21 protein-coding genes and 1 tRNA gene are annotated in these 23,765 nt (G+C 69.3%); 12 read left to right on the top strand and 10 right to left on the bottom strand.

All coding sequences use genetic code 11. From position 1 onward, the window contains the following. Positions 1–368: 368 nt before the first annotated feature. A complete protein-coding gene (locus CEK68_RS08125; RefSeq protein WP_010342573.1) occupies positions 369–1,358 on the top strand; it encodes a LysR family transcriptional regulator in 990 nt (329 codons plus the stop codon). Between the two features lie 101 nt (positions 1,359–1,459). Continuing rightward, positions 1,460–1,549, top strand: a tRNA-Ser gene (locus tag CEK68_RS08130). A 111-nt stretch (positions 1,550–1,660) separates the two neighbouring features. Here CEK68_RS08130 and CEK68_RS08135 read toward each other — a convergent pair. Further along, a complete protein-coding gene (locus tag CEK68_RS08135) occupies positions 1,661–2,581 on the bottom strand; it encodes an AraC family transcriptional regulator (protein WP_152239098.1) in 921 nt (306 codons plus the stop codon). Between the two features lie 81 nt (positions 2,582–2,662). Here CEK68_RS08135 and CEK68_RS08140 point away from each other — a divergent pair, with 81 nt between their 5' ends. From CEK68_RS08140 to CEK68_RS08160, 5 genes are all read left to right on the top strand, one after another. After that, entirely contained in the window at positions 2,663–3,436 is a 774-nt protein-coding gene (locus CEK68_RS08140) for a DUF2306 domain-containing protein (RefSeq protein ID WP_226977813.1), read from the top strand. 192 nt (positions 3,437–3,628) lie between these two features. After that, positions 3,629–4,192: a hypothetical protein gene (locus CEK68_RS08145; RefSeq protein WP_152239099.1), complete on the top strand. Its 564-nt coding sequence runs from the start codon at positions 3,629–3,631 to the stop codon at positions 4,190–4,192. Beyond that, the gene (locus CEK68_RS08150; protein WP_152239100.1) at positions 4,189–4,767 is read left to right on the top strand and encodes a hypothetical protein; all 579 of its coding nucleotides are present in this window, start codon (positions 4,189–4,191) and stop codon (positions 4,765–4,767) included. The genes CEK68_RS08145 and CEK68_RS08150 overlap by 4 nt, the downstream gene beginning before the upstream one ends. A gap of 7 nt (positions 4,768–4,774) precedes the next feature. Then, positions 4,775–5,347: a hypothetical protein gene (locus CEK68_RS08155; protein WP_226977809.1), complete on the top strand. Its 573-nt coding sequence runs from the start codon at positions 4,775–4,777 to the stop codon at positions 5,345–5,347. After that, positions 5,340–6,644 (top strand): hypothetical protein, encoded by a 1,305-nt coding sequence (locus tag CEK68_RS08160; RefSeq protein ID WP_152239101.1) that lies wholly within the window; start codon positions 5,340–5,342, stop codon positions 6,642–6,644. Before CEK68_RS08155 ends, CEK68_RS08160 begins: the two co-directional genes overlap by 8 nt. A gap of 68 nt (positions 6,645–6,712) precedes the next feature. On the opposite strand, the gene CEK68_RS08165 is transcribed toward CEK68_RS08160, so the two are convergent. The 3 genes from CEK68_RS08165 to CEK68_RS08175 form a co-directional block, all read right to left on the bottom strand. Beyond that, positions 6,713–7,450 carry a BPL-N domain-containing protein gene (locus tag CEK68_RS08165; RefSeq protein WP_226977810.1) on the bottom strand — a complete coding sequence of 246 codons (738 nt, stop codon included), beginning with the start codon at positions 7,448–7,450 and terminating at the stop codon, positions 6,713–6,715. A gap of 41 nt (positions 7,451–7,491) precedes the next feature. Beyond that, on the bottom strand, positions 7,492–7,896 hold the full coding sequence (locus CEK68_RS08170) for a hypothetical protein (protein WP_226977811.1): 405 nt from the start codon (positions 7,894–7,896) through the stop codon (positions 7,492–7,494). Positions 7,897–8,096: 200 nt separating this feature from the next. Then, positions 8,097–8,675, bottom strand: coding sequence for a DUF3617 domain-containing protein (locus tag CEK68_RS08175; RefSeq protein WP_226977812.1), 579 nt, complete (start codon positions 8,673–8,675; stop codon positions 8,097–8,099). Positions 8,676–9,022: 347 nt separating this feature from the next. On the opposite strand from CEK68_RS08175, the gene CEK68_RS08180 reads away from it, so the two are divergent. After that, on the top strand, positions 9,023–10,210 hold the full coding sequence (locus tag CEK68_RS08180; protein WP_152239102.1) for a DUF2252 family protein: 1,188 nt from the start codon (positions 9,023–9,025) through the stop codon (positions 10,208–10,210). A gap of 27 nt (positions 10,211–10,237) precedes the next feature. On the opposite strand, the gene CEK68_RS08185 is transcribed toward CEK68_RS08180, so the two are convergent. Then, positions 10,238–10,699: a GNAT family N-acetyltransferase gene (locus CEK68_RS08185; protein ID WP_152239103.1), complete on the bottom strand. Its 462-nt coding sequence runs from the start codon at positions 10,697–10,699 to the stop codon at positions 10,238–10,240. 460 nt (positions 10,700–11,159) lie between these two features. Here CEK68_RS08185 and CEK68_RS08190 point away from each other — a divergent pair, with 460 nt between their 5' ends. After that, positions 11,160–11,807 carry a response regulator gene (locus CEK68_RS08190; protein ID WP_026143418.1) on the top strand — a complete coding sequence of 216 codons (648 nt, stop codon included), beginning with the start codon at positions 11,160–11,162 and terminating at the stop codon, positions 11,805–11,807. Positions 11,808–12,408: 601 nt separating this feature from the next. Here CEK68_RS08190 and CEK68_RS08195 read toward each other — a convergent pair. Beyond that, positions 12,409–15,948 (bottom strand): Rne/Rng family ribonuclease, encoded by a 3,540-nt coding sequence (locus CEK68_RS08195; protein WP_152239104.1) that lies wholly within the window; start codon positions 15,946–15,948, stop codon positions 12,409–12,411. Positions 15,949–16,342: 394 nt separating this feature from the next. Here CEK68_RS08195 and CEK68_RS08200 point away from each other — a divergent pair, with 394 nt between their 5' ends. Further along, positions 16,343–17,332 (top strand): RluA family pseudouridine synthase, encoded by a 990-nt coding sequence (locus tag CEK68_RS08200; RefSeq protein WP_152239105.1) that lies wholly within the window; start codon positions 16,343–16,345, stop codon positions 17,330–17,332. Between the two features lie 46 nt (positions 17,333–17,378). Here CEK68_RS08200 and CEK68_RS08205 read toward each other — a convergent pair whose 3' ends face one another. The 4 genes from CEK68_RS08205 to CEK68_RS08220 all read right to left on the bottom strand — a co-directional run bounded on the left by CEK68_RS08205 (position 17,379) and on the right by CEK68_RS08220 (position 21,047). Next, a complete protein-coding gene (locus tag CEK68_RS08205) occupies positions 17,379–19,235 on the bottom strand; it encodes a DUF3300 domain-containing protein (RefSeq protein ID WP_152239106.1) in 1,857 nt (618 codons plus the stop codon). Between the two features lie 126 nt (positions 19,236–19,361). Beyond that, positions 19,362–20,183 carry a zinc transporter ZupT gene (zupT, locus tag CEK68_RS08210; protein WP_152239107.1) on the bottom strand — a complete coding sequence of 274 codons (822 nt, stop codon included), beginning with the start codon at positions 20,181–20,183 and terminating at the stop codon, positions 19,362–19,364. An 85-nt stretch (positions 20,184–20,268) separates the two neighbouring features. After that, on the bottom strand, positions 20,269–20,700 hold the full coding sequence (locus CEK68_RS08215) for an energy transducer TonB (protein ID WP_152239108.1): 432 nt from the start codon (positions 20,698–20,700) through the stop codon (positions 20,269–20,271). A gap of 5 nt (positions 20,701–20,705) precedes the next feature. Further along, positions 20,706–21,047 carry a 4a-hydroxytetrahydrobiopterin dehydratase gene (locus tag CEK68_RS08220; protein ID WP_017910810.1) on the bottom strand — a complete coding sequence of 114 codons (342 nt, stop codon included), beginning with the start codon at positions 21,045–21,047 and terminating at the stop codon, positions 20,706–20,708. 86 nt (positions 21,048–21,133) lie between these two features. Here CEK68_RS08220 and CEK68_RS08225 point away from each other — a divergent pair, with 86 nt between their 5' ends. Both CEK68_RS08225 and CEK68_RS08230 read left to right on the top strand, forming a co-directional pair. Then, a complete protein-coding gene (locus tag CEK68_RS08225) occupies positions 21,134–21,730 on the top strand; it encodes an NfuA family Fe-S biogenesis protein (protein WP_017915596.1) in 597 nt (198 codons plus the stop codon). A 13-nt stretch (positions 21,731–21,743) separates the two neighbouring features. Then, positions 21,744–23,450, top strand: a complete 1,707-nt coding sequence (locus CEK68_RS08230) for a transmembrane repetitive protein (protein WP_152239109.1) — start codon at positions 21,744–21,746, stop codon at positions 23,448–23,450. The last annotated feature ends 315 nt before the right edge of the window (positions 23,451–23,765 follow it).

Here is a 23,765-nt window from a genome sequence, read left to right on the forward strand (position 1 = left end):
GCGCCGGCCCCGGGCGCGCCTCGCGTCGCCGTTGCTGCGGCGCCGCCCTCCTGTCCGTCCCTGCGCTCAGGCAGCGTGTCCTGATGCGGGCAGCGCCCCGCCTTGAGCCACGGTGGGGCTTCGACCCGGACGGGGCAGGGCGTTCGCATGCAGTGCCCACTGCAGCACTCGCCGCAGCGGCGTTCCGCATGCGCCGAGCTCCCGTCCCCGTCACTTCGCGCTAGCCCGGCCGGGGTTACCCTGCGACCGCCTCCATCCGTGCCTGAGCCACCGCGCGAGCGCGACCGGCGTCCCCTGCAGCGCAAATCGTTGTAGGAGTAGAATGAACCGGATCCGATTGTCCCCATCGTTCTAAATATCGAAAGAACATGCACGACCTCAACGATCTGTACTACTTCGCCATGGTGGTCGACCACGGCGGGTTCGCCGCCGCCGAGCGCGCCCTGGGCATCCCCAAGTCGCGCCTGAGCCGCCGCATCAGCCAGTTGGAGAGCGACCTGGGCGTGCGCCTGCTGCAGCGCTCCACGCGCCGTTTCGCCGTCACCGACCTGGGCATGAGCGTGCACCGCCACGCCCAGACCATGCTGGCCGAGGCGCAGGCCGCACGGGAAGTGGTCGACCGGCTCAGCGCCGAACCGCGCGGGCTGGTGCGGGTCAGCGTGCCGGTGTCGCTGGCGCAGATGCAGCTGCCCAAGCTGCTGCCGATGTTCCTGGACCAGTACCCCAAGGTGCGGCTGCAACTGAACATCAGCAACCGCCGCGTCGACATCATCAACGAAGGCTACGACGTCGCCCTGCGCGTGCGTTCGCGCCTGGACGACGACGGCAGCCTGGTGATGCGCAGCTTCGGCCAGGTGCAGGAACTGCTGGTCGCCAGCCCCAAGTACCTGGACCGCGCCGGCCGCCCCAAGGATCCCGAGGAGCTGACCTCGCACGTCACCCTCAGCATCAGCGAGGACGAAGCCCGGCAGCGCTGGGAACTGCACGGCCCGGCCGGCGAAGTGCGCCGCGTCGACCTGCAGCCGCGCGTGGCCGGCTTCGACTTCCCGCTGCTGCAGTCCATGGTCAAGGACGGCTTCGGCATCACCCTGCTGCCCGAGACCGTCTGCGCCGAAGCCGTGCGCAACGGCGAACTGGAAGTGGTGCTGCCGGAATGGTCGCTGCCGCAGGGCATCTGCCACGCCGTGTTCGCCTCGCGCCGCGGCCTGCTGCCGGCGGTGCGCGTGTTCATCGACTTCCTCGCCGAACACCTGCCTCGTCAGATCGAAGCCTCGCGCCTGGACTGCGGCGGCAACTGCCCCGAACGCACCAAGGCCCGTCACTCGACCCTGGGCGCGATGGCGGTCGAGGCGGGTTGATCGCGACGCCGGCCGAACACGTCGGTCGAGCAAAACCGCCGCGGGCGTGCGAAAATGCGCGCCCGTACCGGTGGTTCTTGGTTACCGCCGTGTTCGTAAACGGAGAGATGGCCGAGCGGTTTAAGGCACCGGTCTTGAAAACCGGCGAAGGGTCAAACCTTCCGTGGGTTCGAATCCCACTCTCTCCGCCACACTGGCGGTCAAGGCGTGATGGCGTTTGCGGAGTCCAAGGGTGGGACGCCTGCGTTGATCTAGGGCGGTGGGACCTAAGCAGTGTTTGCGTCCTTAAGACACCCACAGCGTCAGAACTTGGCCGCTATTGATTGCGCGCGGTATTGGCTGGGCGATGCATCGAAGTTGCGTTTGAATGCAACCGCGAACGCACTTTCAGACGAGTAACCGACAGACATGCCGATCGCACCGACCGACAGCGTCGACGTCAGCAGACGATGAGACGCCAGGGCCATGCGCCACCGGGTCAGATAATCCATCGGCGTCTCGCCGGTGACGCGCTCGAAATGGGCGGCGAAGCTGGAGCGCGACATCCGTGCGGCGGCGGCCAATTCTGCGACCGTCCACCGATGGCTGACGTTCGCGTGCATGGCCGTCAGGGCACGATGCAGTGCGGGCACGCCGAGCGCGGCCAGCCATCCCATCTGCTGCTGGCCTGTCTCCAGATGGGCGCGCAAGGCCTCGATCAAGAGCGCCTGCGCAAGGTGTCCAGCGAGCAGATCGCTGCCTGGCCGAGGTTCGCGCAGTTCGACGATGAGGCGCCGTACGCTGGCTTGAAGCGCCGCCTTGTGATCTTGAGACCGGATGTGGACCACCGGCGGTACCGCTGAAAGGATGGCCGCAGCATGTTGGCCGCGCAACGAAAAGAATCCCCCGATGCCTCGACACACCCCGCCGCCATTGAGTTCAGCGACGTGGCCAGGCGGCACCTGTGTCAGGAACGAGATGGCGTCCTGCCACGTTACGGGGGCGCCTGCATACAGCTGCATGGCGGCTCCTCCTTGCACAAGAATCACATCACCCGGTTCCAAGGCGATATGAGTGCGGGCGTTCTGCAGCACGATCCTGCATTCCCCCGAATCGATGGCAAAGCATCGGATGCCGTCGGCTGGTGGGAAACGCAGTCCCCAGTCGCTTCCAGCGTCCAACCCGCGAAATCCATATGAGTCGAGCTGAACGAGGGTGAGGATGTCGGAAAGCGGGTCGGTCATGTCTGGACGATAGCGACAGATGTTTCGACGATCGAACATGGGCTCGGCTGCCCGGCACCGATAGTGTTGCACTTGAAGGACGTGGCGGACATGCCGCGGCTTGAAGTCCGGCCCATGGCCGCATTTGTCACTCCAGGGGGCAGCATGATGCATTCGGCGTATCGGTCGCAGGCAAGCACGACAGCGAAATCCAGACGGTCGGGCTATGCATGGGGCGTGCTCGCTGTATTGAGCGGCACGGTCGCCCTGCTGTCCTATCGCTATCTGTTTGATCGAGGTCCGGTGCCACCTGGGGTCGCAGCCAACCGGCACGTGCATCCCTGGTTGATCGTGCACGCGACCAGCGCCGCGACGGCGCTGCTCTGTGGGCCCCTCCAGTTCGTTCGCCGGCTTCGTCTGCGTCACCCAGGGTGGCATCGGGCGACCGGACGCGTGTATGTCGCGGGTTGCATGGTCGGAGGCCTTTCCGCCGTGTTTCTTGCTGCCGGGATATCCACCGGGCCTGTCGCTGGCGCGGGATTCGGTGCGCTTGGAATCGCGTGGATGGCGACAACGGCCATCGCGCTGCGCAAGGTTCTGACAGGTCGGCTGGCTGAGCATCGGCGCTGGATGATGCGCTCGTTCGCCTTGACCCTGTCTGCGGTAACGCTGCGTCTTTACCTGCCTTTCTCGACGTTTGTCTTGGGCATCGAATTTGTCGTGGCCTATCGGGCGATTGCCTGGTTATGCTGGCTACCGAATCTTCTGGTGGCCGAGTGGCTGATGAAAGCGCACCCATCGGCCCTCGGGCGAGATGACGTTAGCCCCGATTTCAAGCGCTCAGAACAGGCACCCGCGTCGCGGGATCCGCGATAAGCGCCTTGTCTCTCGCTTGGAGCATTTGCTAGGTGGTCTGGAAGTAGGATCCACAGTGCGGACGGATACTGTTTCTCTTCATTCAGTTGCGGGTTGCACGTCTTCGCAACCCGGTGCTACCGTCCGGCCGAGCTTCCAAAAGGGTCACCCGGTTTGGTGAGCAAAGCGTCTCTAGGACAGTGGCGGACACGGATGCTGGCCGGGGTCGGTGGCATTGCCGCGATCGTGGTGGGGTGGGGCATCGGCTTGTTTGAGGCCAAGGAGGTGCCGGTGCCGCCCGCACTGCAGGCCGGGAAGGACGTTGCCGCAGGTGAGTGGTCGCTGCGCTTCGACCACGTAGAGACCAGCGACCGGTTACCGGATGGCGAGGTGGTGTCGCGCGACGGTCGCAAGGCGATCGTGCTGTATCTGCAGGCCACCAATCGCACCGCGCAGACCAGTGGCTCTCTGGTGCAGGCGGTTGCGTTGAAGACGCCGCCGCGCGGGGCCGATGCGCGGCCGACGGCCTATCTGTTGCGCGATCGCGCGGCGACTACCGAGTTGCAACCTGGCCTGCCGGAACAGGTCGCCCTGGTCTGGACCTATCCGGCGACGGAACAGGTGGCTGGGCGCGTGCGCTTCGACATCACCGCCAGAACCTTCAAGGCCTTCGACAATCTCTACGCGCAGCCGCTTTGGACCGATCCGCATCCGGTCGGGGTCGTGGAGCTGCCGCTTGGCGCAGCGCGTGCCGGCGCACAGGCGGGTGAACCGTGAAGCGGCTCTCCGCCATCGCGATCCTGCTGCTCGGCTTCGTGCTGCTTGCCGGGATGCGCTGGACGATGCCGCGCTACGAGCGCATTACTGGCCCGATCGCGGTGTCCGGAGCGCCGGACGGTTGGGTGCAGACCGACAATCTGGCCGTCGACGCCGGCACCCCGCAGCTCGCACGCACCATCCGCTTCAAGGCAGCGGGCGCGGTGCAGCAGCGCGACAGTGGCGGCGTGTGGCTGGTGGTGCCGGTGCGGTCGAAGGTCGCGCGCGCGACCGCGCGCGTGTATGGCCGGATCTGGGCAACGCCCGACGGCCGTCGTTATCGCGCCAGCGGCCGCGCGGAGATGGGCGATGCAGTGCTGTCGTCGATCAAGACGCTGCAGCCCGGGTTGGAGCGCAAGGACGTGCTGGTGTTCGAACTGCCGACCGCGCTCGCCAGGGCCGGCGGCACGCTGCTGCTGTCGGAGGACCGCGACCCGCAGCTGACGGCCGAGGCGCAGGTGCGCTATCCGCCGCTCCCGCCCGCAGCGGCGGTCACCGATGTGCTCGATCTGGATGCGCTGCATGCACGCCTCTGACCGCGACGTGACCCCGGCCGTTTCCGAGCGGCGCATGCGCTGGCTCGCACTGGCGGCATTGGTGGTGCTGGTGCCGTGCACGATGGCCGCGACTGGCTGGCGCGACGTGCGTGAACTGCTGCATGCGCGCGAATGGCGGCCGGTGGATGTGGCAATGGCGCAGACCGTGGACTACGACGGTGCCGCCGTTCGCCTCGCGTCGGTCGACGTGCTGCCCTTCGCGGCAGGACTGCCCGCCGATCGTACGTTTGTGCGCACACGCCTGTCGCTGGTGCCGGGCGCCGCCGGCGCGCAGTGGAGCGATTGCACGCTCAAGCTGGTCGACAGCACTGGCCGATCCTGGTCCGCGATCGATACCGTGCCGGACCTGTTGCAGCGTGCCCTGGCCAAGCCTGGCGAGTCGCCCGGCGTGGCCTGCGATGGACTGGCCGTGTCCGCGGCCAAGCCGGGCGTGCCGTTGGCGATCGACGGCTACTACCTGGTGCCGCGTGCGGTGGCTGCGCAGCTGCAACTCACCGTGAGCACGCGCGGCGGTCGCCCGCATTACCTCCGTTTCGCGCGGGGGCAAGCCCATGACTGAGTTGGCGCTGCGCGGCGGGCCGCTGGGACTGATCGGCGACACGCTGCGGCTGTGGTGCCGCTACCTGTCGCAACTGCTGGCCGTGGCGCTGGCCGGCGTGTTGCTCAACGAACTGTTGCTGCAGGCTGCGGTGTGGATCGGCTACCAGAATCGGCTCGCCGGTCTGTTGTCGCTGACGCTGGTGGTACTGGTCAAGCTGGTGATCTTCGTGCTGCTGTTCGAGACGCTGCGCCCGGCCCTGCCGGGGATCGCCAGCGCGGCGTTGGCCGAGCAGGCCGACGCGTCGGCAGCAGACGATGCGGGTAGGGCGCGCTGGCGCCGCCTGTCGGCGATCGTCTCGCAGGCGCTGGTGCCGTTCTTCGCCTACTACGCCGCCTGGGGCTTCCTCGGCGAGACGATCCGTGCCTACGGGCGCGAGGGCTTGGGACAGTTCAATCCGTTCGATCCGACCTATCGCGGGTCGCTGTTCGAGGTGTCCGGCGGCTGGTGGCTGGCGGCGTCGGTGGGGTTGCTGTGGCTGATCCGGCGCGGCGCGAAAAAACAGAAGCAGCGCAGCGCGCATCCGGCGTGGAACGTGCTGATCGTGCTGTGCGAGGCCGGCTGGACCTTCGTCGGCATGTACGTGCTCACCGAATGGAAGGGCGGCGTGTTCCGCTGGCTGGCGCATCTGCGCATCGCCGATCTCGGCCAGCAACTCTGGCAGGGCATCACCCATCCCATCGGCGTCGCGCATGCCGCGTTGCCGGGCGCGGTGGAGCAGGCGTCGCCGGGCGTGGCGGACACGCTGGTGGTGATCTTCTTCTCGGCCTTGTTGCCGGTGGTCTGGCTGGCGTTGGCCGCGCTGATCTACCGCTACGACGTGCACAACGCCGAATGGAGTGCGCCCGGCAAGTGGTCTAGCAAGGTCGACGGCACGCTGGGGCTGTGGCGCAAGCTGCCGACGTGGTTGCGCGACTTCATCGGCCATTTCTGGGCGGGGACCGTTTCGCGCTATCGCGCTGCGGCCAACAGCGTGCAGTTGGCCGGCGCCACCGGGCTGGCGGCCCTGGTCACCTTGATCGTGCTGTATCGCGCCCTGGACTGGTCCTCGGCCTGGGCCTGGATGGGACTGACCCGGTTGATCGGCCCGCACCCGCAGGTGGTGTGGCAGGCGATCGCCAATCAGCTGTCGGTGGTGCTGGGCACGCCCAGCGACCCGGGCGACGGCATCCTGCCGCAGACGCTGAAGATCTGCCTGCTCGCGGCGACCCTCGAGCGCGCCTTCCGTGCCGGTCGGAGCTGGCGGGCGTTGAAGTAGTTCGCGCCGCCCGAGCCGTCCGCATCGGGCGGTGACGCGTCAGCCGGCGGCGGTCGGCACCGATGGACTCAGGGCTGCGACGCCGGCAGGGCGAACTCGTCGAACAGCGCCTGCAGGACCGGCGTCCTGGGCATCCGGTCCAGCGGGATCTCGGCCTGTTCGAACCAGCTCCGGTCTGCCTCGGGATGCGGACCGCTGAGCACGACGGTGCCGCGGCCGAAGCTGTAGCGCGCCGCGGCCACATCGCCATTGGCGTAGGTGGCGAGCGCGCGGAAGCCACCCTGGGTGCTCTTCGGGAAGTAGGGGCCGTCCTGGAAGAACACGCTGTCGGGGCGGCCCTTCCAGCGAACCGCGACGGCCTCCTCATCGATGGTGGTGACGGGGAAGCCGGGTCGGCCGACCTCGCCATCGAGATCGTCGCCGATCAGGCCCATGTTGGTGTCGTCGGCAAGATAGCCGCCCATGCACAGGCCCAGATAGCCGCCGCCCTGCGCGACGAAGTCGCGGATGGCGGCGATTCGGCGCTCGCCCATCGCCTGCAGCGCGGCCGGAATGTCCTGCCCGCCGCCCGGTTGCACATAGATCGCATAGCCGCGCAGGGTGGCTGGCGTGACGTCTTGCGCCTCCTTCGGGCCGATGATGTCGACCTTGTACTGCGGACTCAGTGCCTCGATCGCTTCCTTGGCGGTTTCTGAGCAATCGTCGCAGCCGGCTGCGCCGCGATAGACCGCGACACGGATCGTGGGTTGCGCATTCGCCGCGGACACGCAGGCGAACGCGAGGCAGCACAGCGCCGCCAGTCGCAATGGAAGTTTCATGGTCGGCGCTCCTGGCGAAAGTCGGAGATTCAGTGTTTGTGCGAATGCGGCAATGCGACCAGTCGGTAGTCGCCGTCGCCGATCGACGGCCCGATCTTGCAATCGATGAGGCGAACCGCCTCCTTGCCGGCCACCTTGCGCGGCAGGCAACTGCCGCCATGCGTGCAGAACGCGCCGCCCGACGGCGTGTCGCGCGCGATGTCCACCGGCAAGGTCTGGCCCTTGTTCCAGGTGTTGTGCATGTCGTCCTTCACCGCGGCAAACATCATCGCGTGACAGTCCGGCGCCGGCGTGCGTGCGCTCGCCAGTGCGGGTACTGCGGCCAGCGCGATGATCGTGGCCAGAAGGGTGTTGCGCATGGGTGCTTTCTGTTTGTTGTGTGGCGGCACGGCAAGGACGCAAGGAGCGACGCGGCTGTCGCTGGAGGCGTACATTCGGTCGATCGGCCTGCAACCAGGTATGAACAGGCCAGTGCCTCGCTGCGCAGGCAACTGGTCGGAGGGTGGATCGCGCCGCGGCAAGCGCGGACGCGCGCGCATGAAAAACGCCGCGACGGGTCACCGTCGCGGCGCTTGGAACAGGACTGGGATGCTTCCAAAAGCGACGCTGGGCGTCGGCATCAGGACAGGCGCGCTCAGCCGGCAGCCGGCGCCTTTGTATCGCCGGCCTTGATATCGCCCGGCTGGCACTCGCCCAGGCGCTTGCCGTCCATCTTCATGTGCGTCTTCATCGACATGCCGCCCGGCAGGCCGGTGATCTCGGAATGCGATTCGGAGGCCATCTCGGTGGCGCTGAAGGTGCCTGTGCTGGTGCCGGCGACCTTGATGTCGCCCATCGTGCAATGCATCTTCGCGTCGATCTTTCCGTCCTTCATGCTGAAGGAGTCGTACACGCAGTTCTTCTGCATCGGCGAGGCGCTGCCGAAGAGGCTGGTGGGATCGTTGATCTGCTCGGCGGTGAGGCAGATCTTGGCGGTGCTCGGCGGCACCTTCGGCATCTGCGGCATGTTGCCGGAGCCGCCGCTGGTCTCGCTGCTCACTTGTTCGATCCGCATCTCCCATTGGCCGGGCTGCAGCTTCGCGGCCTGGACCTTGGCCACGTCGGCGACCGAGGCGTTGGACATCGCGACGTTGTCGCCGTTCTTGTCGCCACCCTTGCCGCAGGCAGCGAGCAGCACACATACAGCAACCGTTGCCGGCATGGTCAGACGCATGAACTTCTCCCTAAGTTATGTGAGGTGCGCGGAGCATAGCCGGGGGCGTAATTAAGATGACGTCGACGCCGGGCGCTGCCGTTGGCGCGTGCCTGGTCACGCGGGAGGCGGCGGAGAGGCTGGATCCGACCGCCGCAGGCACGCGCGTCGGCGGCAGAACAAGCAGCAAACCCTGCGTAATCGCACGCCGCCACCGCGCCTGCATGCGGTGCGTGGCCGCGCGATCCCCGCGATCACTGCGTATGTTGCCCAGGTGCCTGCCGTGCACGGACCACTCCGTTCGGCTCTGCTAGCGTCTGCGCCGCCGCGCGTGACCCCCACGCCATCCGCTCCAGGTCCGACCTTCGATGCCCAGCCTCGCCGAACGCCCCGTCATCCTCGAACGCAAACGCACGTTGAAGATGGCCCGCTCCGCCCACGCCTATGTCCGCGGCAACACGCTCAAGTTCTACGAATGGCTGGCAGCGTCGCCGGCGGCGCGGCGCGTGCCGATGGGACCGGCGATCTGGATCTGCGGCGACTGCCATCTCGGCAACCTGGGCCCGGTCGCCGACGGCGAGGGGCGCGTCGAGATCCAGATCCGCGACCTCGACCAGGGCGTGATCGGCAATCCCGCGCACGATCTGATCCGCCTGGGCCTGTCGCTGGCCACCGCGGCACGCGGCTCGGACCTGCCCGGCGTCACCACGGCGCGGATGATGGAGGCGATGATCGACGGCTATGGCGCCGCCATCGAGGATCCGACCCGCGATCACCCCGGTGCCGAACCCGAGACCGTGCGCAGCATTCGCCGCGAGGCCTTCGGCCGGCGCTGGCGGCATCTGGCCAAGGAGCGACTGCAGGCGGTGGAGCCGCGTATCCCGCTTGGCGAGAAGTTCTGGGCATTGGCGCCGGAAGAGCGCGAGGCGCTGGAGCGTCTGTTCGCCGATCCGGCGGTCGCGCAGATGGTGCTGTCGCTGAAGGGAAAGCCCAAGGATCGCGAGGTTCGCCTGGTCGATGCGGCGTACTGGATGAAGGGCTGCAGTTCGCTCGGCCTGCTGCGCTACGCGGCGATCGTCGGCCTGAAGACCGGCAAGGGCCACTGGTCCTATGCATTGGTCGATCTGAAGGAGGCGATCGCACCGATCGCGCCAGCGGCGCCCGGTGCACGGATGCCGGCGGACAACGCCGAACGCGTCACCGCCGCGGCGCGGGCGCTGTCGCCCTACCTGGGCAGCAGGATGATGCCGGTGCACATGCTGGGCCGCTCGTTGTTCATTCGCGAACTCTCGCCGCGCGACCTGAAACTGGAAGTCGACCAATTCAATCACGTCGAGGCGGTGCGCTCGGCGCGCTACCTCGCCTTCGTCGTCGGCAAGGCGCATGCGCGGCAGATGAAGCCCGGGACGCGGGCCGCGTGGCTGCAACAGTTGGACGCCGACCGGCGCAAGGCCATCGACACGCCGTCGTGGTTGTGGGAGAGCGTGGTCGCGCTCGCCGGGCATCACGAAGCCGGTTATCTGGAGCACTGCCGCCGCTACGCGTTGGCCGCCTGACGGCGACTTCTTGAGGCGCGATCCGGTTCAGTCGCGCGTGCGGTCCAGGTCCAGCGCCATGTCCCAACGGTCGAGCCCCGCGCCGTAGCCGTTCGCGACCACGTGCTTGACCGTGAAGCCGAAGCGCGCATAGAACGCCTGGGTGTGCTGGCTGGTGTCCAGTTCGATCCGCGTGACGCCGGCACTGCGGCAGGCGTCGAGCCGGGCCTCGGTCAGTGCGCGGCCCAGGCCCTGGCGGTGCAGGCGGCGGTCGACCATGCCCCAGCCGAAGCTGGCGACGCGGCCGTCGAGGCGCAGCGCGTGGCCGCCGCAAGCCACCACCGCGCCCGCGCGGACGATGACCAGGTAGTGCCAGGCGCCGACGTCATGTTCAAGGAAGCGCTCGAAGGCGGCGCGTTCGCTACGGTCGAAGAACTGCGGGGCGTTGCTGTCGAACAGCGCCAGGCAGGCCGCGCGGTCCTGCATGACGTAGGGACGGATCGTGTTCACTCGGGCAGTGTGCCGCAGGCGGCCAGGCATGTCGTGGCTGCGCCGGGTATGGAGGTCGCATCGGCCATTTCCGACGCGAGTGTCGGAAAATTTCGCCGGGCCTGTCCGGGATCCGCAGCGGGATGGTGTCCGGAAGCGGGAAGGGGGAGGGTCAGATAATTCTGACGTGAGATCAGGATTGTCCTGATAACGCTTTTCCCGCCGCATCAGCATACTGGCCTCGGCCTGACGCAGGGACCGTCGCGCGCCTTACGGGGAGAGCGCTGGCAGGTCACTCGACCCTGCGTGCCGAGCCTTGAGTAAGCTCGGCAGGGTTTTGATGACGACACGATGACGTTTTGCGAAGTGCAGATGAGCACTCCGTGAAGCGTCGTCGTTTGTCTACGAATTCGTATTGCCCTGAATAATTCACGCAGATAGTCTGGATGGTGCGGTATCCGCTGCGTTGGGGTTATACGAGATGGCCATCAGGGTTTTTCTGGTCGATGATCACGCTCTTGTCCGTACGGGCATGAAGCTGATCCTGTCGAATCAAACGGATATCGAGATCGTCGGCGAGGCCGACAGTGGCGAAAATGCACTTCCGCAGATCCGGCAGCTGAAGCCGGACATCGTCCTGTGCGATCTGCACATGCCCGGCGTCAGCGGGCTGGAAGTCACCGAGCGCATCGTCAAGGGCGACCACGGCACCAAGGTCATCATCGTCTCGGTGCTGGAAGACGGCCCGCTGCCCAAGCGCCTGCTGGAAGCCGGCGCGTCCGGCTACGTTGGCAAGGCCGGCGACGCGCAGGAGCTGCTGCGCGCGGTCCGCGACGTGGCGATGGGCAAGCGCTACCTCGGCGCCAACATCGCGCAGAACCTGGCGCTGGCCAATCTGGAAGGTGGCGGTTCCCCATTCGATGCACTGTCGCCGCGCGAGCTGGAAGTGGCCCTGCTGCTGACCCGCGGCCTGCGCCAGGAAGACATCGCCAAGCGCCTGAGCCTCAGCGCCAAGACCGTCAACACGCACAAGGCGCGGCTGTTCGAAAAGGTCGGCATCCAGGACAACATCGCCCTGGCGCGCCTGGCCACGCAGTACGGCTTGCTGGATCCGACGCATCCGCTGTAGTCGGCGGTGCCTGCCGAGCTGACACGAGAGCGGCCTTCGGGCCGCTTTTGCGTTGTGCTTGCGCCAACGTGCGGACCTGTTCGCAGTGGATCGATTGCGAACCAGCGTCCGCGGCTATCGCCGACGCCCCCGGCACTGGCGCGTGCCGCGGTCGGAATGGCTGGGTTTGGCGAAAGCGGTGGAGTAGGGAGTGCGTGCTCTGCGCGAATGCATCGCTCGCGACTGCAGCGAGCGCGCAACGACGCGGACGTGCATGTGGTGGTGGATCTTCAAGACACTTCGGTAGCCTTCCGCGCAGCACGTACTCCACGCATCGCGTGTTTTCGCAGGCGCGGCTTCAGCCGCGACCGGCGCATCGGGAAAGCCCCGTCGCGGCTGAAGCCGCTTCTGCGGAGGTGATGGTGTGTCTCGTCGAGTCACGGCAAAGCGAGTTTCGCCGTGGCTTTGAAGCCGCTGCTGCCGCGCCGAACAGGACGCGCGAAAGGCAGTACGCGTGCAGACGATCGTCTTGAGCCGTAGCGATGGAAACGCTTCACGGGCGTCCACAAAAAAAAGCGGCCCGAAGGCCGCTTCTTTCATGCTGCACCGGCAGGAGCGGGGATCAGCCGCGATCCTTGTGCTCGTCGCCGTCCGCCTTGTCCGCGGCATGCGGCGCAGGCGCTGCGGACTGCGCCGCGGCAGCAGCACGTTCCTTCCGCGCCGCCTCGTCCACAGCCGCGATCTCCGCCTGCGCCAGCGTCGCCGGAGCAGCGACGGACGTTGCGCTGTCGTCGCGTGCCGGCGTGACCGATGCGGCCTCGGTCGACGCTGCGGCCGCTGCCTCACCACTGTGCGGAACCGCCGCCGGTGCCTCGGCGAAGGCGTCGAGCAGGGTGGTCTGCACTGGCGCGTAGGCCGGCTTGGCCGCGGCAGCGTCTTCCGCACGCGGTTCCGCGGGAGCGGTGGGCGTGGCGGCCGGCGCTGCGCTCGGCGCGACGGTGGTTGCCGCCGGCGTGGTCACGCCCGCCGGATCCTCGACGGTGGCCGTGGCATCCACCGCGTCCGGCTCGGCGACCGGCGCCTTGGCCGCGGTGGCAGTCGGCTGCTCGACGGCGGTGGTGACCGCCTGCGGCTGCGGCGCGACGGCCGGTGTTGCGGGTTCGGCCGGTGCCGCGGCGCGCTCGGTGGCGACGGTTTCCTGCGCGACCGGCTTGGTCTCGGCGACTGCGGCTGCTACCGGAGCGGCAGCGACCACGGTGTCGGCGTGGGCCACGGCGGCATCGCTGACGCCCTGGGCTGCAGCGGCCGGCGCGGTCGGCGCAGGCGATGCGGTCACGGCCTCGGCAGGGGCGGCCGGCTGCATCGGTGCGGTGGCCGGCGCAGGTACGGCGTCGGCGGTGATCGGCGCGGGGGCCTGGGCAGCGGCGTAGGCCGGTGCCGGCGCACCGACAGCAGCCGGACGCTCGCGACGCGGCTCACGCTTCTCCTGCGGCTCGCGCTTTTCCTGCACGGGCGGCTGCGACTTGGCCGGAGCGGCATCGGTGGTGCCGTCGTCGTCGAAGTCGAACTCCGGCTGGCTGCGGCTCGGCGCGGGCGCGCTTTCGCCATCGCTGTCGCCGGCATCCAGGTCGGCATCGTCCAGGCCTGCGGCATCGCCGGCAGCACCGGCTTCGCCATTGCCACGGCGACGGCGGCGGCCACCGCGACGGCCACGACGGCGGCGGCCGCCGGCGTCGCCGGTACCGTCCTCGCCCTCGGCGCCTTCGCCGGCGGGCACGGCCTGCGCGGTTTCGGCGGCGCTTTCGCGTTCATCGATGCTCGCTGCTGCCGCGGTCTGCGCCGGCTGCACCGGTGCGGCGGCTGCAGCGTCGACGGCTGCTGCCGGTTCCTGCGACGCGGCGATCGCGCCACCGGCGACCGCGGCGGCGGCCAGCGTGGTGGCGTCCTGCACCGGGGTCGCCGGTGCGGTGGCGACCGGTGCGGCCTGCTGCTTGGCGACGGCCTCCTCCGCACGCGGCTGACGCGGCGGCTTGTCGCCCTGCGCGGCGGCCTGTGCCGGCTCCTGCTGCGGCTTCGGCTGGCGCGGCGGGTTCTGCGGCTGCTGCTGCTTCGGCGGCTTCGGCGTTTGTGGCTGCTGCTGCGGCTTGGCCTGCTGCGCGGCCTGCTCGTTGCGCGGCGCCTTGGGCTGCTGGTTCTGCTGCCCGGCCGGCGCGGCGGCGCCGTTGCCGGCGCGGCGCTCGTCGCGGCGCGCGTTGCCGCCGCCGTTGTTGCCGTTGCCGCGCGCGGCATTGCCGCCCTGGCCGCCGTTGCGGTTGCCGTCGCGGCGCGCATTGCGGTCGTTGCGATCGCCACGGTCGTTGCGGTTGCGATTGCCGTCCTGCGGGCGCTGGCGCTGTGCCGGCTCGGCGGCGGCCGGAGCCGGGGCCGGGCTCTCGCCGGCGCCGAAGATGCGCTTCAGCCAGCCGACCACGCCGGTGGCCGGCGGCGCGACCGGTGCCGGCGCAACCACGGGCGCCGGTGCCGGTACGGCCACCGGTTCTTCGACCACTTCGCGCACCGGGGCCGGCTGCGAGTGCTTCACATTGGTCACCGCGGGCGCCGGGATGTTCAGCTGCGCCTTGGTCAGCGCGTGCACCGGCAGCTTGCGCGGGGTGCCGCGCTGGTAGCTGGGCTTGGTGCTTTCCTCGCCCAGCTCGTTCTCGCGCAGGCGGGTCACTTCGTAGTGCGGGGTGTGCAGCTGCTCGTCGGCGACGATCACGATCGGCGCGTCGTGGCGCTTCTCGATCTCGCTGAGCGCGCGGCGCTTCTCGTTGAGCAGGTAGTTGGCGATCTCCACCGGGGCCTGCACCAGCACCTGCCCGGTGTTCTCCTTCATCGCGTGCTCTTCGGCGACGCGGATGATCGACAGCGACAGCGACTCGACGCTGCGCATGCGGCCATGGCCGTCGCAGCGCGGGCAGACGATCTGGCTGGATTCGCCCAGCGACGGACGCAGGCGCTGGCGGCTCATCTCCAGCAGGCCGAAGCGCGAGATGCGGCCGATCTGCACCCGCGCGCGGTCGTACTTGAGCGCGTTCTGCAGGCGGTTCTCGACCTCGCGCTGGTGCTTGTTGGAGGCCATGTCGATGAAGTCGATCACCACCAGGCCGCCGAGGTCGCGCAGGCGCAGCTGGCGCGCGACCTCTTCGGCCGCCTCCAGGTTGGTCTGGAACGCGGTGTCCTCGATGTCGCTGCCCTTGGTGGCGCGCGAGGAGTTGACGTCCACCGCGGTCAGCGCCTCGGTCTGGTCGACCACGATCGAGCCGCCGGACGGCAGGCGCACGCTGCGCTCGTAGGCGGCCTCGATCTGCGATTCGATCTGGAAGCGGTTGAACAGCGGGATGTCGTCGGTGTAGTGCTTGAGCTTGCGCAGGCTCTGCGGCATCACCTGCTGCATGAACTCCTGGGCGTCGCCGTACATCTCGGCGGTGTCGACCAGGATCTCGCCGATGTCGGCGCGCAGGTAGTCGCGCAGGGCGCGGATGATCAGCCGCGACTCCTGGTAGATCAGGAACGGCGCCGGCTTGGCCAGGGCGGCCTCGGCGATCGACTTCCACACCTGCAGCAGGTAGTCCAGGTCCCACTGCAGCTCTTCGGCATCGCGGCCGACGCCGGCCGTGCGGATGATCACACCCATGTCGTCGGGGATGTTCAGCTTGTCCAGCGCTTCCTTCAGCGCGGCGCGGTCCTCGCCCTCGATCCGGCGCGAGACGCCGCCGGCGCTGGGCGAGTTCGGCATCAGCACCATGTAGCGGCCGGCCAGGGAGATGAACGTGGTCAGGGCCGCGCCCTTGTTGCCGCGCTCTTCCTTGTCCACCTGGACCACGACTTCCTGGCCCTCGCGCAGCAGTTCGCGGATCGTCGCCTTGTTGTGGTCGACGCCGGCCTGGAAGTAATCGCGGGAAATTTCCTTCAGCGGCAGGAAGCCGTGGCGCTCGCCGCCGTATTCGACGAAGGCCGCTTCCAGCGAGGGTTCGAGCCGGGTGATGCGGCCCTTGTAGATGTTGGACTTCTTCTGTTCCTTGGACGGCTGCTCGATGTCGATGTCGTACAGGGTCTGGCCGTCCACGATGGCCACACGCAGTTCTTCTGCCTGCGTGGCGTTGATCAGCATTCGCTTCATTGTTGCGTTCCTCGCGCTGCTACCGCGCGGAACGCCATGGGGTTTCGCTTCTGGTCACGCTTCGTCGCCCATCGCGCAGGCGCGGGGTGGGCGTCTTGGGTTTCCAGCGCTACGACACCACGGCGAGCCGCGGGAGCGCTTCTTGCTTTTAGGTGGTTCAGGACCGGCGGCGACTCCAGCCAGGCTGGGCGCCGCACGGGGCATGTTCAGCGCGGACGCTTGCGGCATCCGGCGATGGCCGGGTAGGCCGGTGAGCCGCTAACATGGCCGCCCCGGGGGCGGTGGTCGCGCACTGTGCCGGAATCGTCGTAAGCCGGGCTTCTGGCCCTCAACTAACTTCCAACGAAATCAAACCCTTATCTCGCCCCCCGAGTGTAACAGAATAAACTGCCTGATGACTTCCCCCCCGATCCCTCCAAAGCCGCGCGATGTCGCGACCAGCGCGGTGCGCATTCTCAAGGTCCCGGAAGACAGGGCCGGACAGCGCGTAGACAATTTCCTGCTCGGCCAGCTCAAGGGCGCGCCGCGCAGCCTGATCTACAAGCTGATGCGCAGCGGCCAGGTGCGGGTCAATGGCGGCCGCACCAAGGCCGAGCGCAAGCTCGAGGCCGGCGACGAGGTGCGCATCCCGCCGGTGCGGCTGACCGAGGAGGGCGAGAAGAGCGCGCCACCGGATGCGTTCATGGCCCGGCTGGAGGCGGCGATCGTCTACGAGGACGCGCGGCTGCTGGCGCTGAACAAGCCATCCGGCGTCGCCAGCCACGGCGGCAGCGGGATCAGTTTCGGCGCCATCGAGACGCTGCGTGCGCTGCGTCCCAATCAGTCGCTGGAGCTGGTGCACCGGCTCGACCGCGACACCTCCGGGCTGCTGATCGTGGCCAAGAAGCGTTCGGCGCTGACCGAACTGCAGGCGCTGATGCGCGAAGACGACCGGGTCCAGGGCCGCGGCATCAGCAAGCGCTACCTGACTCTGCTGGTCGGGCGCATGCCCGACGGCACCATGAGCGTGGACGCGCCGCTGCACATCGGCCTGCGCCAGGGCGGCGAGCGCCACGTGCAGGTGAACGCGGCCGGCAAGCCGTCGCTGAGCCACTTCCGGGTGCTGGAGCGGCGTGGCGGGCACTCCTATTGCGAGGTGCGGATCGAGACCGGCCGCACCCATCAGATCCGCGTGCACGCCCAGCACCTCGGGCATCCGGTCGCCGGCGACGACAAGTACGGCGATCCCACGGTCAACAAGCGCCTGCGGGAGCAGATCGGGCTCAAGCGCCTGTTCCTGCATGCCGCCTCGCTGGAATTCAGCCTGGACGACGGCAAGACACCTTATCTATTGAACGCACCGCTGGCCGACGAACTGGCCGAGGCGCTGAACCGCCTCGGCTGAGCCAAGCCCGCGGGAGCGGCCTGCTGCCGCCGCCCCCGCGCTGCGCTCAGCTTTCGTGATGGTCGTGATCGTGGTGCCCGTCGTGGTGGGCGGGCGCCGGGCGTTGTGCCGGATGCGACTCGGCCGGCCGCGGCTCGGGCATGCGCGGCGGTGGGGAGAACCGGGCCACGCGCTGTTCCTGGTGTTGTTCCTGACGCTGCTCCTGGCGCGGTTCCGGCATTGGCGCGCGCATCGTCTCGCGCGGCATCTCCTGCGCGCGCGCCTCACGCTGGGGCGCAGGCGCATGCCAGGCCTGGGCGCGCGGCGCTTCGGCCGGCATCGCCTCTCGCGGTGGCTGCGCACGCGCCATCTCGCGAGCGAAACCGGACGACTGCATGCCCGGGTCGCCGCGCCGCGGCGGTTCGGCAAAGCGCGCTTCCGGCATGCCGCGATTGGCGATGGCCTCGCGCGGCACTTGGTTGGGTGTCAGCGCCTGCGGCACCGGCCGGCCATGGAACTGCGGGACCGGCATCGCCGGAGCCGCGCGCGACGCGTTCGGCTGCGCCATCGCCACGGTGCGTTGCGGTGCGGCGGCACGCTGGGCGAAACCGGGCAGCAGGCGCTGGTCGCGCGCGGCGGCCATGGCCGCTGGCGTGCCCGGAGTCGGCAGGCGCTGCACCGGCGGTGGCATCGCTGCCACCGGGCGGCCGGCCTGCAACATCTGGTTGGTGAAATGCGGCATGGTCTGCGGCATCGCCGGGGGTTGGGCCCGCGCGGGTCCGACCGCAGCTGCCGGCGCACGCGCCGCCATCGCCGCGGCGGCCATCGCAGCGCCCGCCATCGCAGCGCCCGCCGGCGCACGCGCGCCAGCGAAAGCCTGCTGCCCACCCGGACCGCCCATCGGCGCGGCCGGCGGCGGCGCACCGCGGTAGTCGTTGTGCACGTAGCTGCGGTTGTCGTAGTGGTTGTTGATGATGGTGGTGCGCGGCGCGTACACGCTGTTGCGGTAGACCACGTAGTTCGGCGCCGACGGCGGCGCGTTCCAGTTCACCCCCCAGTTGTTCCAGCCCCAGCTGTGCCACGGCGGCGCCGGTTCCAGCCAGCCGAACACGCTGTGGTGGTGATGTTCGAGCGCATCGCCGACCAGTACGCCGACGCCGAACGAAATGATGCCGGCGGTGACCAGGTCGCCGGTGTCGTAGTAGGGGCGCGGCGGGCGGTAACGGTACTCGCGGTAGACGTTGACCGGTGCGCCGTAGACCACGTCGGGGTCGTAGCGGGGTACGTAGACCACATCCGGCTGCGCCGGTTCGATCACGATGGTGCGGGTGGGCGGCGGCACCGCGTCGGCATAGGCCGGGGCCGGCTCCACCACGGTGCGCTGCACCACCTGCACGCGCTGCTGCGGGGTACTGCGCAGGTGGCCCTGTGCCTGCGCGCGTTGGCGCATCACCTGCACCGCGTCCAGCACCTGGTTGGGATCGTGGGCGTAGGCGTCGCCCAGCGCGCGGGTCCAGTCGCCGTTGCCGGCCAACTGGTCGACCACGTCGGGGAAAGCGGTCAGCGCCTTGACGCTGGGATCCCAAGGCTGCGCCGCGGCCGCCTGCAGGCGGTCGGTGGCGGACAGGGTACGGTTGTTGCGCAGCCAATCCTGCGCGGACACCACCTGGTCCGGGTACACCGAGGCGGCCAGGGTCTGCGCCAGCAGCTTGTCCGGGAACAGCGCGATCGGCGCGACCAGTTGATAGAGCTGGTCGGCGGTCGGGGCCACGTAGGGGGCAGGTGCGGGTGCCGCGGCCGGGGCGGGCGCATCGGCCTGGGCCGCAGGAGTGGGCGTGTCCTGCCGCTGGCAGGCGCCCAGCGCCACCACGCTCAGTGCGGTGAACAGGGCCAGCCTGGCCGGGGGCAGGGGACGGAGATCCATGCGACACCTCATCGAGCGGGGCGAAGGTGGCCGCAGCATGCGCCGCCTTGGGTGTCTGCGACCTTTCTGCGCAGCGCTGTCGCGCAGGCCAGCGAGCGCGCGTTCAGCCGGCGTCGGCCGCTGCCATCAGACCGCTGCGGACAGGCGGAACAGCACCAGGCTGAGTGCCAGCGTGGCCATGCCTGCGACCAGGCCGTACACCGTCTCGTGCCCCTGCGCGTAGCGCTTGGCGGCCGGCAGCAATTCGTCCAGGGCCAGGAACACCATCACCCCGGCGATCAGCCCGAACACCGCGCCGAACACCGCCTCGGACAGGACGCGCGCCAGCGCGACGTAGCCGATCAGCGCGCCGATCGGCTCGGCCAGGCCGGACAGCAGGCTGGCGGCGAAGGCATAGGACTTGCGCCCGGTGGCGTAATGCACCGGCACCGCGATGGCGATGCCCTCGGGGATGTTGTGCACGGCGATGGCGAAGGCCAGCGGCATGCCGACCGCCGGGCTCTCCAGCGTCGCGAAGAAAGTGGCCAGACCCTCGGGGAAGTTGTGCGCGGTGATCGCCACCGCGGTGAGCAGGCCGACGCGCTTGACGTAGGCGCGGTTGTCGTCGCGGAACAGCGGATCGCGGCTGTTGAGGCTTTCGTGCGGATTGGGCACCAATCGGTCGATGGCCACGATCAGCACCATGCCGGCCAGGAACGCCAGGGTGGCATAGGCCTGGCCCAGGCGTGGATCGAACGCCTCGCTGAAGGCGGCGATCGACTTGCCGAGGATCTCGGTCAGCGAGACGTACACCATCGCGCCGGCGGAGAACGCCAGGCCGAAGGCGAGCAGGCGCGGATTGGGCCCCTTGCTGAACAACACCAGCACGCTGCCCAGGCCGGTGGCCAGGCCGGCGCCGAGGGTCACGGCGAGCGCGACCAGGACATTGTGCAGTGGGATCTCCAGCATGCGCCGGCGGCTCCGAGGAAGAGGCGTCGATCAAACCCGGCGCAGTGCGGGTGTCGCGTGAAGGCGCGCGATGCGCGCCCGTGGCTCAGCCGGCCTTGTGCGCCTGCGCGTCCAGCGCGAAGCAACGGTCCGGGCGCGGCTGCGGCGGATTGAAGTTGACCGGTACCTGGATGGTCCACGGCACCGCCTTGCCGTTGCGGGTGGCGGGATTGAAGGTCCAGCCGCGCACGGCCTCCTGCGCCGAGGCGTCGAGCTTGGCCTGGCCGCTGCCGGTGACCACGTCCACTTCGGTGGGCTTGCCCTGCACGCCGACCACCACCTTCAGCACCACGGTGCCGCCGATGCCGGCGCAGGCCACGTCGATCGGGTAGTCCGGCGGCGGCGTCTTCACCGCGGCGACCTCGGTCGGCGGTTGGGTCACGGTGTGTTGCTGGGATTGCTGGGATTGGCCGCAGGCGCTGAGCAGCACGGCGCTCAGGCAGGCCAGGGGGAGCAGACGGCGGGCGGCAGCAGTCATGTGGGTCATTCCGGAAGAGCGGAGGCCTTGGCGGCGCAGATGAAGTCGTTCTCGCTGAGACCGCCGACATCGTGGGTGGAATAGCGCACCACCACGCGGTCGTAGTGCACGCCCAGATCGGGGTGGTGGTCCTCGCGGTGCGCGATCCAGGCCAGTGCGTTGACGAAGGCCAGGGTGCGGTAATAGTCGGGGAAGCGGAAGGTGCGGCTGATCGCGTTGCCGTTCTCGACCACTTCCCAGCCGGGCACCTGCGGCAGCAGTTCGGCCAGGCGCGCCTGGGTCAGTCTGTATTCGCTGCCCTTGCAGGGCGAGCAATGGGCCTGGGCGAGCGGGATCAGGTCGTTCATGGAAGGTCTCTGCGGTGGAACGGACAGGGCCGGTCAAGATACCGCCCGCGATGAGCGCAGGGCGTGGAAGGGTCTAGAATACCCGCATGATCCAGATCTCAGACAACGCACAGGCCCATTTCCGCAAGTTGCTCGAACGCGAGGCCGTGCCCGGCATGGGCGTGCGCCTGAGCGCGGTCGATGCCGGCACCCCGCGCGCCGATGCGCGGCTGGAGTTCGCCGAGCCGGCGGACCTGGCCGGCGACGAATGGGCGATCGACTGCGACGGCTTCACCCTGTACGTGGCGGCCGACAGCGTCGGCTGGCTCGACGGCGCCGAAATCGACTACGTCACCCAGGGCACCGGCCAGCAGCTCACCATCAAGGCGCCGAAGATCAAGGGCGAAGCCCCGGGCGAGGCGGCCTCGCTGGTGGAGCGGGTGCGCTGGGTGGTGGAGAACGAGGTCAATCCGCAGCTGGCGCAGCACGGCGGCCGCGTGGCGGTGCAAGAAGTGTCCGCCGACGGCGTGGTGCTGCTGCGCTTCGGCGGCGGCTGCCATGGCTGCGGCATGGCCGACGTGACCTTGAAGCAGGGCATCGAGAAGACGCTGATGGGCCGCGTGCCGGGGGTGACCGCGGTGCGCGACGCCACCGACCACGACAGCGGCAGCGCTCCCTACATCCCGCGCGATTCGGCCGCCTGACGTTTCGCTGCCGGTGACGCGCGCCGCCGACATCCTCGATGTGTTGTTGGCGCGCACGCCGCGCAAGCTGCTGCGCGATCGCCGCACCGGCCTGCCGTATGCATGGGCGCACTGGATCGCGGCGCAGACTGCGCTGCCGAGGCCGTTCGCGGCCCCCGAACTGATCGCGGCGATGCCGCCGGCGCAGCCGCCGGCGACCCTGCGCCTGCCGGCCTTGCCGCTGTGGCAGGCGTTCCGCCGGCTGTGGTGGCAGCACTGGGATCCGGCGCCGTACGACCAGCGCTGGTGGCGGCGCATCGCCGTGCTGCTCAGCCTGCTGCTGCATCTGCTGTTCGCCATCTTCCTGCTGTGGGTGGCGTTCGTGCGCTGGCTGCCGCCGCTGACCGATGCGGACCAGGCCGGACGCGTGCAGGTGGAATTCGTCGGCCGCGGCACGCCCGCCGAGAGCGGCGGTGGGGGGCCGGCCGAGGGGGCCGCATCCGCGGAGGCGACGTCGCCGACCCCGCCGCGGGCGCAGCGCGCCGTGTCCGCGCGGCCGCGCCCGCCGCCGCCCGCCGCTGCTGCGCCTACACAGCCTGCGGAGCCGACGCCGGCAGCGCCGGCGCCCACGCCGACCACGGCCAGTGCACCGCCGCCGCCGGCGGAGCAGCCGCTGCAGGTGACCGAAACGCCGACGCCCACCCGTGACTTCGTACTGCCGCCGCCACCGAGCGTGCGTGTAGCGGTGCCGACACCGCGCGCGGTGGTACCGCCCGACGTGCAGGTGCCGGTGCGCGAGGTCGAAGTGGTCACCGACGTGCCGACCGTGGCGCAACTGCGGTCGCGCGACATCGCGGTGCCGCGCCCAGTCGCACCGCAGGTACAGGTGCGCGAACGCGAAGTGCCGGCACCGCTGCCGCAGGTGCAGGTTCCCGCACCACAGCTGCGCACGCCGACGCCCACGCCGGTGTTGCGCAGTGCGGACGTGCCGCAGGTGCGGCAGATCGAAGTGCCGACGCCGAGCACCGCCACCGCGAGCGCACCCACGCCGGCACCGCCGGCTGCCCCGGCCGCAAGCCCGGACACGACGCCGGCGAGCGCGCAGACCCCGCAGCCGGCGCCGGCCGGCGCTGCGGCCAGTGCGACCGCCAAGCCGACCGCGCCCGCGGCCGGCACCGCGCCGCCCGGCAGCCAGGCCGCGAGCCCGGGAAGCGGTCCGGCGCCGGTCGCACGTGACGGTGGCTGGGCCACGCCGCAGCGCGGCGACGACTGGGGCGCGGCCGCACGCAACCGCCCCGGCGATGTCGGTGCCGGCGCCAGCAAGGGCGGCGGCCTGTTCAATGCCGACGGCAGCGTGCGCCTGGCCGATGGCCGCGGCAACGACCAGGCACCGGCGCGCAGCGCGCCTGGCTCGGAGACCGACACCTGGACGCGCGAGCGCATCGAAAAGGCCGGGGAATGGCTCAAACGTCCGCCCTACGACTACACGCCGACGTCGTTCGACAAGTACTGGCTGCCGAACGCGACGCTGCTGGAAGAGTGGGTGCGGCGCGGCATCAAGTCGGTGAAGATCCCGATCCCGGGCACCACCAGCAGCATTTCCTGCGTGGTCTCGATCCTGCAGGTGGGCGGCGGCTGCAGCATCACCGACCCCAATCTCAACGAGCAGCCGGCTGGCGCGCGGCCGCCGCCGAACGTGCCGTTCAAGCGCGAGTTGCAGGAAGACAACGGCAGTCGCTGAGTGGCGGGGTACCCGCCCGCTCACACATGCGGGCGCCGCACATCACCAGCTGCGGCACACGCGGACCGGGCGCGGTTTGGTCCAAGTGGATGGCTTCAGCTAGCACGGCGTTGCCTGCGAGGGCTCATCGCGACTGAAAGGCAGCATCAAACAACCCGTCGCGCACGACATGCTGTTTCGTAGGAGTGGCTGAAGCCGCTCTTGCGTGTGTGCCTCACGTCGTTGGATAGGGTCGAAGCGTCAACGGATCGCGCACCACGCGAAAGTGGCGGCGAGCTGGTCATGCGTCGACGGTGTCGCATCCGGAGCGCGCGC

Origin of the sequence: Xanthomonas sp. LMG 12461 (genome assembly GCF_009192935.1) — a bacterium.
Classification (GTDB): Bacteria; Pseudomonadota; Gammaproteobacteria; order Xanthomonadales; family Xanthomonadaceae; genus Xanthomonas_A; species Xanthomonas_A sontii.

Excerpts from the sequence above, each read along its gene's own strand:
- CEK68_RS08125 (WP_010342573.1), top strand. The coding sequence starts at position 369 with ATGCACGACCTCAACGATCTGTACTACTTCGCCATGGTGGTCGACCAC.
- CEK68_RS08135 (WP_152239098.1), bottom strand. The coding sequence starts at position 2,581 with ATGACCGACCCGCTTTCCGACATCCTCACCCTCGTTCAGCTCGACTCA.
- CEK68_RS08145 (WP_152239099.1), top strand. The coding sequence starts at position 3,629 with ATGCTGGCCGGGGTCGGTGGCATTGCCGCGATCGTGGTGGGGTGGGGC.
- CEK68_RS08160 (WP_152239101.1), top strand. The coding sequence starts at position 5,340 with ATGACTGAGTTGGCGCTGCGCGGCGGGCCGCTGGGACTGATCGGCGAC.
- CEK68_RS08170 (WP_226977811.1), bottom strand. The coding sequence starts at position 7,896 with ATGTACGCCTCCAGCGACAGCCGCGTCGCTCCTTGCGTCCTTGCCGTG.
- CEK68_RS08175 (WP_226977812.1), bottom strand. The coding sequence starts at position 8,675 with ATGCGTCTGACCATGCCGGCAACGGTTGCTGTATGTGTGCTGCTCGCT.
- CEK68_RS08180 (WP_152239102.1), top strand. The coding sequence starts at position 9,023 with ATGCCCAGCCTCGCCGAACGCCCCGTCATCCTCGAACGCAAACGCACG.
- CEK68_RS08190 (WP_026143418.1), top strand. The coding sequence starts at position 11,160 with ATGGCCATCAGGGTTTTTCTGGTCGATGATCACGCTCTTGTCCGTACG.
- CEK68_RS08195 (WP_152239104.1), bottom strand. The coding sequence starts at position 15,948 with ATGAAGCGAATGCTGATCAACGCCACGCAGGCAGAAGAACTGCGTGTG.
- CEK68_RS08200 (WP_152239105.1), top strand. The coding sequence starts at position 16,343 with ATGACTTCCCCCCCGATCCCTCCAAAGCCGCGCGATGTCGCGACCAGC.
- CEK68_RS08205 (WP_152239106.1), bottom strand. The coding sequence starts at position 19,235 with ATGGATCTCCGTCCCCTGCCCCCGGCCAGGCTGGCCCTGTTCACCGCA.
- zupT (WP_152239107.1), bottom strand. The coding sequence starts at position 20,183 with ATGCTGGAGATCCCACTGCACAATGTCCTGGTCGCGCTCGCCGTGACC.
- CEK68_RS08215 (WP_152239108.1), bottom strand. The coding sequence starts at position 20,700 with ATGACTGCTGCCGCCCGCCGTCTGCTCCCCCTGGCCTGCCTGAGCGCC.
- CEK68_RS08220 (WP_017910810.1), bottom strand. The coding sequence starts at position 21,047 with ATGAACGACCTGATCCCGCTCGCCCAGGCCCATTGCTCGCCCTGCAAG.
- CEK68_RS08225 (WP_017915596.1), top strand. The coding sequence starts at position 21,134 with ATGATCCAGATCTCAGACAACGCACAGGCCCATTTCCGCAAGTTGCTC.